1 protein-coding gene is annotated in these 17,424 nt (G+C 71.3%); it reads left to right on the top strand.

The annotated features are described in order from the left end of the window. A partial coding sequence (locus ON26_RS23350; RefSeq protein ID WP_040798583.1) for a non-ribosomal peptide synthetase occupies nt 1–17,424 on the top strand: 17,424 nt, incomplete at both ends.

Below are 17,424 nucleotides of genomic sequence, written 5' to 3'. Positions count from 1 at the left end.
TGCTGCGTGCCCGCCTGTACCGCGGCGACTCGGACTGGGTCGTCGAGACCGGCGCGCCCGGCACCGTCGACGTCGACGCGCTGATCGAGCGGGTCGAGTACCCGGCCGATGCCGATGAGCGGCAACTGCTCGAGATCGCCTCGGCCGCAGTGGATTCCGCGCTGGACCGGCTCGATCCGGTCGCGGGCGTCGTGGTCCGCTTCGTGTGGCTGGACCCGGCTGCCCCGCACACGATGGGCAGGCTCGTCGTCGTGGCCCACCACCTGGTGGTCGACGGTGTCTCCTGGCGCATCCTGGTGCCCGACTTCGTCGCGGCCTGGGGTCAGCTCAGCGCCGGGCAGCAGCCCGAACTGGTCGCCCCCGCGACCTCCATGCGGGCGTGGGCGCACGCGCTGGCCGCCGAGGCGACCAGCGCCGAACGGGTCGCCGAACTGGATTACTGGCGCGCGGTCGCGCACACCGCCGACCCGCTGCTGACCGAGCGTCCGATGGACCCGGCCGTCGACGTCTCCGGCGCCATCGAGAAGGTCGCCGTCGAGGTCTCGCCCGAGGTCACCAAGGCGCTGCTCACCACGGTGCCCGCGCTGTTCCACGGTGGCGTGAACGACGGCCTGCTCACCGCGCTCACCCTGGCGACCGCGAGCTGGCGGGCCCGCCGCACCGGCGCGTCCGCCGCCGATCCGGTGCTCATCCGCCTCGAAGGCCACGGCCGCGAGGAAGAGGTCGTGCCCGGCGCGGATCTGTCCCGCACGGTCGGCTGGTTCACCGCGATCTTCCCGGTCCGCTTCGACCTGGCCGGCGTGGACGTCGACGAGGCGATGACCGGCGGCGCCGCGGTCGGCAAGGCCGTCAAGGCGGTCAAGGAGCAACTGCTCTCGGTGCCGGACAAGGGCGTCGGCTACGGCCTGCTGCGCTACCTCAACGACCAGACCGCGGCCGAGCTGCCGTTGGCACTGCCCGGCCAGGTGAGCTTCAACTACCTCGGCCGCGTCTCCGAGGGCGATGTGCCCGAGGCGCTGCGCGGCTTCGGCTGGACCCCGGCGCCGGAACTCGGCGCGCTCGGCGGCGCCTACGACGCGGACATGCCCGCCATGGCCCCGCTGGACGTCAACGCCATCGTGGTCGGCGAGAAGCTCACCGCGAACATCGGCTTCCCCAGCACGCTGCTGTCGGCGGCCGAGGTGGAAGAGTTCGCACAGCTGTGGATCGCGGCGCTGGAAGCCGTCGCCCGGCATGCGAATTCGGCCGAAGCGGGCGGGCACACCCCGTCCGACTTCGCCCTGGTGCGCGCCACCCAGCGTGACATCGACGACTGGGAGCGGCGCTTCCCGGCGCTGACCGACGTGTGGCCGCTCTCGGCGCTGCAGTCCGGTCTGCACTTCCACGCCCGGATGGCCGAGCACTCGGTCGACGTCTACACCGCCCAGGCGGTGCTGACCCTGACCGGTCGCGTCGACGCGGTCCGCCTGCGCGCGGCCGCCCAGGCGCTGCTGGACCGCTACGAGAACCTGCGCACCGCGTTCGTCTCCGACCGCGACGGCGCCGCCGTGCAGGTGGTGCTCGACAGCGTGCGGGTCGACTGGACCGAGCACGACCGCGTCGGCTCCGGCGAATCGCAGGATCTGATCGAGGCCGACCGGATGCGCCGGTTCGACCTCACCGCCCCGCCGCTGATCCGGTTCACGCTGATCCAGGTGGCCGCCGACCGTTGGCAGTTCGTGGTGTCCAACCACCACATCCTGCTCGACGGCTGGTCCATGCCGCTGCTCATGCGCGACCTGCTCATGCTCTACGCCGTGCACGCCGACGTCTCGAAGTTGCCGTCGGTGCGCAGCTACCGCCACTTCCTGGAGTGGACCGCGCGCCAGGACAAGGCCGCCTCGCTGGCGGCATGGAGCGCGGCGCTGGACCGCGTCTCGGAGCCGACGCTGCTGGCCGAGGCCGACGCGCGGCACGAGATCACCGCGCTGTCCGGCGAGTACCTCTTCGAGCTGGACGAGGCCGCGACCGCGCGGCTGACCGGGCTGGCGAGCACGCTGGGCGTCACACCCAACACGGTGCTCCAGGTGGCCTGGGGTGTGCTGGTCGGCTACATGTCCGGCAGCGAGGACGTGCTGTTCGGCACCACGGTGTCCGGGCGTCCCGCGCAGCTGGCGGGCGTCGAGTCGATGGTGGGTCTGTTCATCAACACCGTCCCGGTGCGGGTGCGCTTCGATCCGGCCGAATCGGCGCGTGAGCTGCTGGTCCGCGTGCAAGGCGAGCAGGCCGATCTGCTCGACCACCACTACGTGGGCCTGGCCGAGATCCAGTCGGCCGTCGGTATCGGCGCGCTGTTCGACACCCTGGTGGTGTTCGAGTCGTATCCGGTCGACGCCGAGGGCATCCAGGCCCAGGCCGCCGATATCGACGGCATGGCCGTGACCGATATCGACGCCGCCGACGCCACCCACTACCCGCTGACGCTGATCGCGCAGCTGGATTCGCGCCTGCGCATCCGCGCCGGCTACCAGGGCGGGCTGTTCGACGAGCAGACCGTGCGCCGCATCGCCGACCGCCTGGTCCGGGTGCTCGACGCCATCACCACCGACCCGGCCCGCGCCGTCGGCGACATCGAGCTGCTCGACGCCGCCGAGCGCGAGCTCGTGGTCACCGGCTGGAACGCCACCGCGCACGAGATCGACTCGGCCGCACTGCTTTCCGGCCTGGCCGGCCGTGCGGCGCTGACCCTGCCCGCGATGTTCCAGGCGCAGGTCGCGCGCACCCCCGCCGCGCCCGCGCTCACGTTCGAGGGGACGAGTCTGTCCTACGCCGAGTTCGCCGACCGGGTGCATCAGCTGGCCCGCTGGCTGATCCAGCGCGGCGTCGGCCCGGAGTCCTATGTGGCGCTGGGCATGCGGCGCTCGCTCGACCTCGTGGTCGGCATGTACGCGGTGTCGGTCGCGGGTGCGGCCTATGTGCCGCTGGACCCGGATCATCCGGTCGAGCGCACCGAGTACATCCTGGAGACGGTCGACCCGGTGTGTGTGCTCACCGCGGGCGCCGACCTGCCGGTCGACACCGCGCAGGTGCGCATCGACCTGCTCGACCTGGGCGGCCTGCCGACGACGCCGATCACCGACGTCGATCGCCGTCGCCCGCTGCGCCCGTCGAACACCGCCTACGTCATCTTCACCTCCGGTTCCACCGGCAAGCCCAAGGGCGTGGCGGTGACCCACGCGGCGATCGTCAACCGCCTGGTGTGGATGCAGTCCGAGTACGGCCTCACCCCGGCCGATTCGGTGCTGCAGAAGACCCCCGCCACCTTCGACGTGTCGGTGTGGGAGTTCTTCTGGCCGTTGCAGATCGGTGCGCGCCTGGTGGTGGCCAAGCCGGACGGGCATCGCGATCCGGCCTACCTGGCCGAGATCATCGCCGCCGAGCGGATCAGCACGGTCCACTTCGTGCCGTCCATGCTCGCGGTGTTCGTGGTCGCTCTGGCCGAGATCACCGCGGGCGGCGGGACCGGCTGCGACTCGCTGCGGCTGGTGTTCGCCTCCGGTGAGGCGCTGCCGCCGCGCACCGCGCATCGCCTGCTGGAACTGACCGGCGCACAGCTGCACAACCTGTACGGCCCGACCGAGGCCGCGGTCGACGTCACCTACCACCAGGTGACCGCGGCCGACGTCGACACCGTCCCGATCGGCGCGCCGGTTTTCAACACCCAGGTCTACGTGCTGGATTCGCGGCTGCGGCCCAGCCCGGTGGGTGTCGCGGGTGAGCTGTACCTCGCGGGCGATCAGCTGGCCCGCGAGTATGTGCGCCGCGCCGATCTGACCGCCGACCGGTTCGTCGCGAACCCGTTCGCGGCCGGTCAGCGTATGTACCGCACCGGCGACCTGGTGGCCTGGACGGCCGACGGGGAGCTGGAGTACCTGGGCCGCACCGACTTCCAGGTGAAGCTGCGCGGTCTGCGCATCGAGCTGGGCGAGATCGAGGCCACGCTCACCGCGCTGCCCGAGATCGCCCAGTCGGTGGTCGTGCGCCACGTCGACCAGCGCGCCAACGAGAACCTGGTCGCCTATGTGGTCCTGGCTCCGGGCGTCACGCTGGACGTGGACCTGGTGCGCGAGGATCTCGGCGCCAAGCTGCCCGGGTACATGGTGCCCGCGCTGATCATCGCGCTCGAGGAGTTCCCGCTCAACGCCTCCGGCAAGCTGGATCGCCGCGCGCTGCCCGCCCCGAGCTTCGAGGCCGCGCAGTTCCGCGCCCCGACCACCCCGGTCGAGGAGATCGTGGCCCGCACCTTCGCCGAGGTGCTCGGCGTGGAGCGGGTCGGCCTCGACGACGACTTCTTCGCCCTCGGCGGCAACTCGCTGTCGGCCACCCAGGTCGCCGCGCGGCTGTCGGCCGCGCTGAACACCGATTTCGGTGTGCGCGAACTGTTCGAGGTCTCCACGGTGGCCGCGCTGGCCGCCCGCACCGAATCGCGGGCGGGCGCCGGAACCAGGGCGCCGCTGGCGCCGCAGCGCAGGCCGGAGCGGGTGCCGCTCTCGCTCGCGCAGCAGCGCATGTGGTTCCTCAACCGCTTCAACATCGGCAACGGGTCCGAACTCGGCTCCGGTGGCGAGCACGATCTCGCCGCGGCCGCCGACAACATCCCGGTGGCGGTGCGGATGTCGGGTCTGCTGGACCGGCAGGCGCTGCAGGTCGCGGTCGCCGACGTGCTGGCCAGGCACGAGTCGCTGCGCACCTACTATCCGGAGATCGGCGGCGTCGGCTACCAGCAGGTGGTCCCCACCGCGCAGGTCATCCCGGATCTCGCCCCGATCGAGACCACCGAGGAGCAGCTGCCGCAGCGCATCGCCGAACTGGTGCTCACCGCGTTCGACGTGACCGCCGAAGTGCCTTTCCGCGCCCGGCTGTTCGAGATCAGCCCCACCGAGCACGTGCTCGCCCTGGTGGTGCACCACATCTCGGCCGACGGCTTCTCCATGGGCCCGCTGACCCGCGACGTGATGATCGCCTACGGCGCGCGCGTCGAGGGCGGCGAACCCGCCTGGGCGCCGCTGGAAGTCCAGTACGCCGACTACACGCTGTGGCAGCGTGCGGTGCTGGGCGCGGAGTCCGATCCGGACTCGCTCATCGCCGGCCAGATCGATTTCTGGAAGCGTGAACTCGGCGGCCTGGTCGAGCAGCTGGACCTGCCCGCCGACCGCCCGCGCCCGGCCGTCACCTCCCACCGCGGCGACACCCTCGGCTTCACCATCGACGCCGAGGTGCACGCCGGGCTGCGCAAGCTGGCCGCCGAGCACAACTCGACGCTGTTCATGGTCGTGCACGCCGCGCTCGCGGTGCTGCTCGCGCGCCTGTCCAGCAGCCGGGACATCGCCATCGGAACCCCGATCGCGGGCCGTGGCGAACGCGCGCTCGACGACCTGATCGGCATGTTCGTCAACACCCTGGTGCTGCGGACCGAGATCGATCCGTCCGCCGCCTTCGCCGAGCTGCTGCGCCAGGTGCGCCGCGTCGACGTGGACGCCTTCGGACACGCCGATGTGCCGTTCGAGCGGCTGGTCGAGGTGCTCGATCCGGTGCGCTCACCCTCGCGGCACCCGCTGTTCCAGGTGGCGCTGACCTTCCAGAACACCGTGCCCACCGAACTGGAGCTGCCCGGCCTGACGGTCTCCGGCGTGGACCCGGTGGTTCCGCCGGCCAAGTTCGACCTGCAGCTGACGCTGGTGGAGAAGCTCGACGCCGATGGCGCCCCCGCGGGCATCGCGGCCGAGTTCTCCTACGCCACCGACCTGTTCGACGAGTCCACCGTCGGCGGCTTCGCCGAGCGGCTGACCCGGATCATGGGTGCGGTCTCGGCCGACGCGAACGCCGTGGTCGGCGATATCGACCTGCTCGCCGCGGGTGAGCGCGAGCTGGTGCTGCGTGCCTGGAACACCCCGGGCGTGGTCGATCCCGACGCGGCGGGGGCGACCCTGCCCGCGCTGATCGAGGCCCGTGCCGCGAGCGCCCCGCAGGCCACTGCCATCCGCTTCGGCGAGCACACCGTCACCTTCGGTGATCTCCAGCGGCGGGCGAGCCGGATCGCGCGCACCCTCATCGGGCGCGGTGTCGGACCGGAATCGCTTGTCGCCGTGGCCGTCTCGCGCAACGAGGATCTTCCGGTCGCCCTGTACGCGGTGCTGCTCACCGGCGCCGCCTATGTGCCGGTGGACACCACCTATCCGGTGCAGCGTCTCGAGTTCATGCTCACCGACGCCGCCCCGGTCTGCGTGCTCACCACCGGTGCGGACGCGGAATCGGTTCCGGCCGTGGATGTTCCGGTCGTGCTGCTGGACGAGGCCGAGGCCGAGGCGGGCAGCGACGCGCCGGTGACCGACGCCGATCGTCTGGCCCCGCTGCGCCCGGACAACCTGGCCTACGTCATCTACACCTCCGGTTCCACCGGTGTGCCCAAGGGCGTGGCGGTCACCCACCGCGACGCGGTGCGGCTGTTCGCCAACACCCGGCCGCTGTTCGGCTTCGACTCCTCCGACGTGTGGACGCTGTTCCACTCCTACGCCTTCGACTTCTCGGTGTGGGAGCTGTGGTGCGCGCTGGCCTACGGCGGTTCGGTGGTCGTGGTCGACTACCTGACCTCCCGTTCGCCGGAACTGTTCCGCGAGCTGCTGGTGCGTGAGCGGGTCACGGTGCTCAACCAGACCCCGTCGGCGTTCTACCAGCTGGTCGAGGCCGATCGCGCCGCCGCGGCCGCCGAGGACGCGGGTGAGTTCGCGCTGCGCTACGTGATCTTCGGTGGCGAGGCGCTGGATCTGCGCCAGCTGCGCCGCTGGTACGAGCGCCATCCGGCCGACGCCCCGCGCCTGGTCAATATGTACGGCATCACCGAGACCACGGTGCACGTGTCGTACCTGGCCCTGGACGAGGCGATCGCCGACAACCCGGCCAGCGTCATCGGCCGCGCCCTGCCCGGCCTGTCGGCCTACGTGCTCGACGACCGGCTGGCCCCCGCGCCGATCGGCGTCGCCGGTGAGATCCATGTGACCGGCGAGCAGCTGGCCCGCGGCTACCTGGGCCGTCCCGGCCTGACCGCCGCCCGGTTCGTGGCGAACCCGTTCGGCGAGCCCGGTTCTCGCATGTACCGCTCCGGTGACGTCGGTCGCTGGGCGGGTACCGCCGAGAACGCGAACATCGAGTACGCAGGCCGCAGCGACCAGCAGGTGCAGCTGCGCGGCTTCCGCATCGAGCTCGGCGAGATCGAGGCCGCGCTCGAACAGGTGGCGGGCGTGCGCCAGGCCGTGGTGCTGGTCCGCGCCGACGAGCACGCCGGTGACCGCCTGGTCGGTTACGTCGTGCCCGACACCGGTGCGAGCGTCGACCCGGTGGAGGTGCGCGAGCAGGTCGCCGGATTCCTCACCGCCTACATGGTTCCGGACGCGATCGTCGTGCTGGCGACGCTGCCGTTGACCCCGAACGGCAAGCTCGACCGCAGAGCGCTGCCGGAGCCCGAGTTCGTCTCCACGGCGAGCTTCCGCGCGCCGAGCACCCCCGTCGAGCAGGCCGTGGCCGGCGTTTTCGCCGAACTGCTCGGCGTCGACGCGGTCGGTCTGGACGACGACTTCTTCGCCCTCGGCGGCAACTCGCTGCTGGCGACCCGGGTGGTGGCCCGGGTCAACGAGGCGCTCGACGCCGGCCTCGCCGTGCGCGAGCTCTTCGAGGCGCCGACGGTGGCCGCGCTGGCCGCCCGCACCGCCGAACAGGCGGGCACCGGGCAGCGGCGCGCATTGGTGGCGGGCCCGCGCCCGGAGCGCATCCCGCTCTCGCTGGCCCAGCAGCGCATGTGGTTCCTCAACCGCTTCGACAGCGACACCGCGGTCAACAACATTCCGCTCGCCGTACGCATGGTCGGCGATCTCGACACCGAGGCGCTGCGCCTGGCCGTGGCCGATGTGATCGACCGGCACGAGGTGCTGCGCACCGTGTACCCGGAGACCGCCGACGGTCAGGGCGTGCAGGTCATCCTGCCCGCGGGCGATCCCGGCCACGCGCTGGATCTGAACCCGATCCTGGTCGAGGAGGCCGAACTCGCCGAGAAGGTGACCGAGCTGGTCCTCACCGGCTTCGACGTCACCAGCGCGGTGCCGGTACGCGCGGCGCTGTTCCGCGTCGCCGGCTCGGTGGACGGCTCGCAGCCGGTCACCCACGTGCTGGTCTTCGTGGTGCACCACGTCTCCGGCGACGGCTGGTCGGTGGGCCCGCTGGCCCGCGACGTGATGGTCGCCTATGCCGCCCGCTCCCGTGGCGCGGCGCCGGGCTGGGCCCCGCTGCCGGTGCAGTACGCCGACTACGCGCTGTGGCAGCGCGAGGTGCTCGGCTCCGAGGACGATCCGGAGTCGGTCATCTCCGCGCAGGTCGCCTACTGGTCGAAGGCGCTGGCCGGGCTGCCCGACCAGCTGGATCTGCCCGCCGATCGGTCCCGTCCGGCCGTGGCCTCCAACCGCGGCGGCGTGCACGAGTTCGCGCTGTCCGACGAGCTGGTGGCCGGCCTCGACGAACTGGGCCGCGCCCACGGCGCCAGTCTGTTCATGGTCGTGCACGCGGCCTTCGCGGCCCTGCTGTCGCGGCTGTCCGGCAGCGACGACATCGCGGTCGGCACCGTGGTCGCCGGGCGTGGCGAGGCCGCGCTCGACGATGCCATCGGCATGTTCGTGAACACGCTGGTGCTGCGCAGCGCGATCGACCCGGCCGAGTCGTTCACCGGTCTGCTCACCCGGATCCGGGAGATCGACCTGGGCGCCTTCGGCAATGCCGATCTGCCCTTCGAGCGGCTGGTCGAACTGCTCAACCCGGCCCGCTCGCAGGCCAGGCACCCGCTGTTCCAGGTGATGCTCTCGTTCCAGAACACCGGGGAGACCAGCTTCGAGCTGCCCGGCCTCGAGGTCTCCGGCCTGCCGCTGGACGTGGTGACCGCGAAGTTCGATCTGCACCTGAACTTCACCACCACCGCCGAGGGCACCAAGGCCGAGATCGCCTACGCCGCCGACATGTTCGACGCGCCGACGGTCGCCTCCTTCGCCGAGCGGCTGGTGCGGATGCTGTCCGGCGTGGTGGCCGACGCCGAGACGCCGGTGGGCGATGTGGAACTGCTCGACGGTGTCGAACGCACCCAGCTCGCGCAGTGGAACGCCACCGCCCGCCCGGTCGACACCGAGGCCACCCTGGTCTCGATGTTCGAGGCGCAGGCCGCGCGCACTCCCGACACCGTCGCGCTGACGTTCGAGGGGACGAGTCTGTCCTACGGCGAGTTCGCCGCCCGCGTGCACACCCTGGCCCGCCACCTGGTGGAGATGGGTGTCGGCCCGGAGTCGATGGTCGCGCTGGGCATGCGCCGCTCGCTGGAACTGGTCATCGGCATGTACGCGGTGAGCGCGGCAGGCGGCGCGTACGTGCCGCTCGATCCCGACCACCCGGCCGAGCGCATCGCCTACGTGCTCGACGTGGCGAAGCCGGTCTGCGTGCTGACCACCAGCGGTGACCACTTCGAGGCAGGCGGCGGCGCCCCGACGGTCGAGATCGACCGCCTGGCGCCGGCCGGCTACGCCGACGGCCCGCTCACCGACGCGGACCGTCGCGCCCCGCTGCGGCCGTCGAACACCGCCTACGTCATCTTCACCTCCGGTTCCACCGGCAGGCCGAAGGGCGTGGCGGTGACCCACGCGGCGATCGTCAACCGCCTGGTGTGGATGCAGTCCGAGTACGAGCTGTCGCGCACCGACGTGGTGCTGCAGAAGACGCCCGCCACCTTCGACGTGTCGGTGTGGGAGTTCTTCTGGCCGTTGCAGATCGGTGCGCGCCTGGTGGTGGCCAAGCCGGACGGGCATCGCGATCCGGCCTACCTGGCCGAGATCATCACCCGTCAGCGCATCACCACCGCGCACTTCGTGCCGTCGATGATGTCGGTCTTCGTGGCCACCCTCGGCGAGAACGCGACCGCGGGCGCATGCACCTGCCTGCGCAATGTCTTCGCCTCCGGTGAAGCCCTGCCCGCGGTGACCGCGCAGAAGCTGCGCGAGCTGACCGGCGCGCGACTGCACAACCTCTACGGCCCGACCGAGGCGGCCGTCGACGTGACCTTCCACGAGGTCACCGAGGACGACACGGTGTCGGTGCCGATCGGCGCCCCGGTGTTCAACACCCGTGTGCACGTGCTGGATTCGCGTCTGCACCCGGTGCCCGTCGGCGTCGCGGGCGAGCTGTACCTGGCAGGCACGCAGCTGGCGCGCGGTTACGTGGCGCGGCCGGACCTGTCCGCGGACCGGTTCGTGGCGAACCCGTTCGGCACGGGCGAGCGCATGTACCGCACCGGTGACCTGGTGGCCTGGACGGCCGATGGGGAGCTGGAGTACCTGGGCCGCACGGACTTCCAGGTGAAGCTGCGCGGTCTGCGTATCGAGCTGGGCGAGATCGAGGCCGCGCTCACCGCGCTGGATACGGTCGCCCAGTCGGTGGTCGTGGTGCGCTCGGACGAGCGGCTCGGCGACCAGTTGGTCGGCTACCTCGTCCCCGCGCCGGGCCGGTCGGTGGACACCGAGGCGGTCCGCGCCGCGCTGGCCGGCGAACTGCCCGGCTACATGGTGCCCTCGGCGTTCGTTGTGCTCGACGAGTTCCCGCTCAACGCCTCCGGCAAGCTCGACCGCAAGGCGCTGCCCGCCCCGGTGTTCGAGGTCAAGGCGTTCCGCGCGCCCTCGACCCCGGTCGAGGAGATCGTGGCGAGCACCTTCGGCGATGTGCTCGGGGTGAACCGGGTCGGTCTCGACGACGACTTCTTCACCCTCGGCGGCAACTCGCTGCTCGCCACCCAGGTGATCGCCCGCCTGGGCAAGATGCTCGACACCCAGCTCGCGGTCCGTGATCTGTTCGACGCCTCCACGGTGGCCGCGCTGGCCGCCCGCGCCGAGTCGATCGCCGGAAGCGGCAGGGCCAGGCCGGAGCTCACCGCCGGACCGCGGCCCGAGCGCATCCCGCTCTCGCCCGCCCAGCAGCGGTACTGGTTCCTCAACCAGTTCGACACCGCCACCTCCGCGGTGGACAACATCCCGCTCGCGGTGCGGCTGTCCGGCGCGCTCGACGTGGCCGCGCTGGAGCAGGCCATCGGCGACGTGATCGCCCGGCACGAGGTGCTGCGCACCACCTACCCGAGCGCTCCCGAGGGCCCGCACCAGGTGATCCTGCCGGTCACCCGGCCGCGCTTGGAGCCGGTCGAGATCTCCGAAGCCGAGCTGGTGCAGCGGGTCATCGCGTTCTCGATGACCACCTTCGACGCCTCCGCCGAGGTGCCGCTCGCGGTCACGCTGTTCCGTCTCGGCGCCGAAGAGCACGTGGTCGCCTTCGTGGTGCACCACATCGCCGCCGACGGCTCCTCGATGGGGCCGCTGGCCCGCGACCTGATGGCCGCCTACGTGGCCAGGGTCGCCGGGGAGGCGCCGCAGTGGGCGCCGCTGCCGGTGCAGTACGCCGACTACGCGCTGTGGCAGCGCGAAGTGCTCGGTACCGAGGACGATCCGGAATCGGTGGCCGCCCGTCAGGTCGAGTACTGGAAGTCCGCGCTGGCGGGTCTGCCCGACCAGCTGGAGCTTCCGGCCGACCGGCCGCGCCCGCCCGCGCAGTCGTTCCGCGGCGAAGCCGTTCGCTTCGACATGGCGCCCGAACTGCACGCCAAGCTGCACGAACTGGCGCGGGCCGGCAACGCCTCGCTGTTCATGGTCGTGCACACCGCGCTCGCGGTGCTGCTGGCCCGGCTCTCGGGCACCGACGACATCGCCGTCGGCACCCCGATCGCCGGTCGTGGTGAGCGCGAACTCGACGACCTGATCGGCATGTTCGTCAACACGCTGGTCTTCCGTACCCAGGTCGATCCCGGGCAGCGCTTCGCGGACCTGCTGGCCGAGGTGCGCGAGCGCGACCTCGAGGCCTTCGCCAACGCGGACGTGCCGTTCGAGCGCCTGGTCGAGGTGCTCAACCCGGTGCGCTCGACCGCGCGCAACCCGCTGTTCCAGGTGGGTCTGTCGTTCCAGAACCTGGCCGAGACCACGCTGACCCTGCCGGGTCTGCGGGTGAGCGCGGTCGACGTCGGCGCGCAGCTGGCCAAGACCGACCTCACGGTCACGCTCTACGACCTGTACGACGACAACGGCGATCCGGCCGAGATCGTCACCGATTTCAGCTACGCCACCGACCTGTTCGACGAGGCGACCGCGCAGGGCTTCGCGGACCGCTTCGTGCGCGTGCTCGAAGCCGTGGTGGCGAACCCGGACGTGCTGGTCTCCGAGATCGATCTGCTGGCCGCCGACGAGTCCGAGCGGATCCTGCGTGGGTGGAACGACACCGCGCACGAGACCGATCGCGCCGCGACCCTGGTGTCGCTGTTCGACGCCACCGCGGCCGCCGCCGATCCGTCCGCGATCGCCGTGATCGCGGACATGGCCGGGGGCGAGCGTGCGGTGTTGACCTGGTCGGAGCTGAACGAGCGGGTGAACCGCCTGGCGCGGCACCTGATCGCGCGGGGCGTGCGGCCCGAGGACCGGGTCGCGCTGGCCATGCGCCGCTCGCTGGATCTGGTCGTCGCGCTGTACGCGGTGGCCCGTTCCGGCGCGGCCTACGTGCCGATCGATCCGGATCAGCCGGCCGAGCGGGTCGGGTACATCCTCGACACCGCCGCGCCCGCGCTGGTGCTGACCACCACCGCCGACGCCTTCGCGACCGAGGTCGCCGAAGTGGTCGCGGTCGACGATCTCGACCTGAGCGGCCTGGCCGCGACGGCGATCACCGACGCCGACCGCAATGGCGCACTGGGCGCGGGCAACACCGCCTACGTCATCTTCACCTCCGGTTCCACCGGCAGGCCGAAGGGCGTCGCGGTGCCGCACGGCGCGGCGGCCAACCAGCTGGCCTACATCACCGCCGAATTCGGTCTCGACGCCGAGAACGTGGTGCTGCTCAAGACGGCGGCCACCTTCGACGTGTCGGTATGGGAGACCTGGTCCTCCCTGGTCAGCGGCGGCCGGTTGGTCGTCGCCACGGCCGACGGTCACCGCGACCCGGCGTACCTGAACGCGTTGATCGCCGATACCGGCGTCACCACCCTGTTCGTGGTGCCCTCGGCGCTGGACGCGCTGCTGGTCGAATCCGCCGACCGGATGCCCGCCACGCTGCGCCGCGTCCTGGCCATCGGCGAGGCGCTGCCGGTCGCGACCGCGCAGCGGTTCCGCCGCAACAACGCCGCGACGCTGTTCAACCTGTACGGCCCGACCGAGGCCGCCGTCTCGATCACCACCCACGAGGTGAGCGACGACGACACGGTCACCGTCTCCATCGGCTCGCCGCAGTGGAACAGCCAGGTGTACGTGCTGGATTCGCGTCTGCGGCCGGTGCCGGTCGGCGTGTCCGGTGAGCTCTACCTGGGCGGCGCGCAGCTGGCGACCGGGTACTTCACCCGGCCCGATCTCACCGCCGACCGGTTCGTGGCCAACCCGTTCACCCCGGGCGAGCGCATGTACCGCACCGGTGACCTGGTGGCCTGGACGGCCAACGGCGAACTCGACTACCGGGGTCGCACCGACTTCCAGGTGAAGATCCGCGGCTTCCGCATCGAGCTCGGCGAGATCGAAGCCGCGCTGCTGAACCAGGATTCGATCGCGGCGGTCGCGGTACTGGCGCTGACCGATCCGAACCTGGGCGATCGCCTGGTCGCCTACGTGGTGCCCGCGAGCGCGGGGCAGCAGATCGACACCCGCGCGTTGCAGACCGCGCTGGCGGCGGAGATCCCGTCCTACATGGTCCCCTCGGTGTTCGTGCAGCTCGACGAGCTGCCGCTGAACGTCAACGGCAAGCTCGACCGCAAGGCGCTGCCGGAGCCCACCTTCGAGAAGGCGGTCTTCCGGGCGCCGACCACGCCGATCGAGCAGATCGTGGCCACGGTCTTCGCCGAGGTGCTCGGCCTCGACCAGAGCGCGCGGGTCGGCCTCGACGACGACTTCTTCGCGTGGGGCGGCAACTCGCTGCTGGCCACGCAGGTCGCCTCGCGTCTGGGCGCGGCGCTCAACACCCGCGTCCCGGTCCGGTTGCTGTTCGAGGCGCCGACCGTGGCCGCGCTGGCGGTGCGCGTCGAGCAGCAGGCGGGCGCGGGCAGGCTCGCCCTGACCGCCCGTCCGCGTCCGGAGCACATCCCGCTCTCGCTGGCGCAGCAGCGCATGTGGTTCCTCAACCGGTTCGACTCCAGCTCGGCCGCCTACAACGTGCCGATCGCGGTGCGCTTGTCCGGCGAGCTGGACGTGGAAGCGTTGCATGCCGCCATCGCCGACCTGATCGCCCGCCACGAAGTGCTGCGGACGGTCTACCCGGAGGTCGACGGCGATCCGGTGCAGCTGATCCTGGCCCCCGGCCAGGCGCAGGTGCCGCTGGAGACCCGCGCCATCACCTCGGCCGAGATCGCTTCGGCCGTGGTGGAACTCGTGGGGCTGCCGTTCGACGTCACCGAGCGGGTGCCGGTGCGGGTCGCGCTGTTCGAGATCACCGACGCGGGCGATACGCCGGAGTTCGTGATCGCGATGGTCGTGCACCACATCGCCGGCGACGGTTCGTCGTTCGCGCCGCTGGTTCGCGACCTGATGACCGCCTACGTGGCGCGCAGCGCGGGCGAGGCTCCGAACTGGACCCCGCTGGCCGTGCAGTACGCCGACTTCAGCATCTGGCAGCGTGAGCTGCTCGGCACCGAGGACGATCCGAGCTCGCTGATGTCCGGTCAGCTCGCCTACTGGCGGACCGCCCTGGCGGATCTGCCCGAGCAGCTGGATCTCCCGGCCGATCGGCCGCGCCCGGCGACCCAGTCCTTCCGCGGCGGCATGGTGCCGGTGCGCATCGACGCCGACACCCACCGTGCGCTGATCGGCGTGGGCCAGGGCGAGAGCGCGACGCTGTTCATGGTCGTGCACACCGCGCTGGCGGTGCTGCTCTCGCGCCTGTCCGGCGCGGAGGACCTGGCCATCGGCACGCCCATCGCCGGTCGCGGCGAGGCGGCGCTCGAGGACCTGATCGGCACCTTCATCAATACGCTGGTGTTCCGCAGCCGGATCGACTCGGGTGAGCCGTTCGACGTGCTGCTCGCGCGTCAGCGTGAGATCGACATCCAGGCGTTCGCGCACGCCGACGTGCCGTTCGAGCGTCTCGTCGAGGTGCTCAACCCGGCCCGTTCGCAGGCGCGGCACCCGCTGTTCCAGGTGGGCCTGTCGTTCCAGAACCAGACCAAGGCCACCCTGGAACTGCCCGGCCTGACGGTCTCGGGCGTGGACTTCGACACCGAGATGTCGCAGTTCGACCTGCACCTGATCCTCACCGACACCTACGACGAGCAGGGCGCGCCGACCGGTATCACCGGCGTGTTCACCTACGCGAGCGACCTGTTCGACCGGTCGACGGTCGAGGTGTTCGCCGAGCGCTTCCTGCGTCTGGTCGACGCGGTGATCGCCGCCCCGACCACCCCGGTGGGCGATCTGCCGCTGCTCGCGGCGCAGGAGCGGCTGGAACTGGTGTCCGGTCGCAACGACACCGCCCGTCCACTCGAGCCCGCGCTGCTGCTCGACGGCTACCGCAAGGCGGTCGCCGAGCACGCCGACCGGGTGGCGCTGTCCTACGAGGGCACTTCGCTGACCTACCGTGAGTTCGACGAGCGCGTGAATTCCCTCGCGCGACTGTTGATCTCGCGTGGGGTCGGTGCGGAATCGCTGGTGGGCCTCGCGGTCCGGCGTTCGCTGGATCTGGTCGTGGGCATGTACGCGATCGTGACCGCCGGTGGCGCGTACGTGCCGTTGGATCCGGATCATCCGGCCGAGCGCATCGCGCACATCCTCGATACCGCGCAGCCCGCCTGTGTGCTGTCGACCACCGCCGATGCGGTGCCGGTACCCGAGGGCACCGATGTGGTGCTGCTGGACGCCGTCGACCTCAACGGATACCCGACCACGCCGGTCTCCGCGGGCGAGCTGCTGCGTCCGGTGCGCCGCGACAACCCGGCCTACGTGATCTTCACGTCGGGTTCCACCGGCCGTCCGAAGGGTGTCGCGGTCTCGCACGGCGCGATCGACAACCAGACCTCCTGGATGCTCTCGGAGTACCCGATGGGTCCGGGTGATGTGTACCTGCAGAAGACGGCGACGACCTTCGATGTGTCGTTGTGGGGCTACTTCATGCCGCTGCGGACGGGCGCGAAGCTGGTCGTGGCCACCCACGACGGGCATCGCGATCCGGCGTACGTGGCGGACATGATCGTCCGTCACCAGGTGACGGTGACCGACTTCGTGCCGTCCATGCTCAGCGTGTTCGCCGCGAACCTGGCCGCGGGCTCGGTGCCGACGCTGCGTGATGTGTTCGTCATCGGTGAGGCGCTGCCGCCGGAGACGGTCACCGCCTGGTACCAGGTGTCGGATGCCGTGCTGCACAACCTGTACGGCCCGACCGAGGCCGCGGTCTCGGTGACCTACTGGCCTTCGCGCGGCGCCGACGAGCGGACCGTGCCGATCGGCCTGCCGCAGTGGAATGTCGGCGTGTACGTGCTGGATTCGCGGCTCCAGCCGGTTCCGGACGGTGTCGCGGGTGAGTTGTACCTGGCCGGTGAGCAGCTGGCGCGTGGTTACGTGGCGCGCCCGGATCTGTCGGCGGATCGGTTCGTGGCGAACCCGTTCGTGCCGGGTGCGCGCATGTACCGCACCGGTGACCTGGTGCTGTGGCGCGCAGGCGCCGCCGGGCAGCCGCGTCTGGAGTACATCGGCCGCACCGATTTCCAGGTGAAGTTCCGTGGTCAGCGCATCGAGCTGGGTGAGATCGAGACCGCGCTGCTGGCGCAGCCGTCGCTGAGCCAGGCCGTCGCGCTCGTCGTGCCGTCCTCGCTGGGCGACCAGCTGGTGGCTTACGTGGTGCCACGTCCGGGGCAGGTGGCCGAGCAGTCGGCGCTGCTGGCCGCGATCTCCGAATCGCTGCCCGCCTACATGGTTCCGGCCGCGATCGTGGTGCTGGACGCCTTCCCGCTCAACGCCTCCGGCAAGCTGGATCGCAAGGCGCTGCCCGAACCGGTGTTCTCCAGCAAGGAGTTCCGCGCACCGGCCACCCCGATCGAGGAGATCGTCGCCGGCGTGTTCGCCGACGTGCTCGGCCTGGAACGGGTCGGCGCGGACGACGACTTCTTCGCACTCGGCGGTAACTCGCTGGTGGCCACCCAGGTCACCGCGCGTCTGGGCAAGGCGCTCGACACCCAGCTCGCCGTGCGCGATCTGTTCGAGGCGTCCTCGGTCGAGGCGCTGGCCGCCCGCGCCGAGCGCAAGTCCGGCACCGGCCGGGCCCGTCCCGCGCTGACCGCCGGACCGCGTCCCGAGCACATCCCGC

Origin of the sequence: Nocardia higoensis NBRC 100133, from assembly GCF_000308595.1 — a bacterium.
Lineage (GTDB): Bacteria > Actinomycetota > Actinomycetes > Mycobacteriales > Mycobacteriaceae > Nocardia > Nocardia higoensis.
The sequence above is the reverse complement of the archived record's forward strand: the minus strand, read 5'-3'. Positions and strand labels throughout refer to the sequence as shown.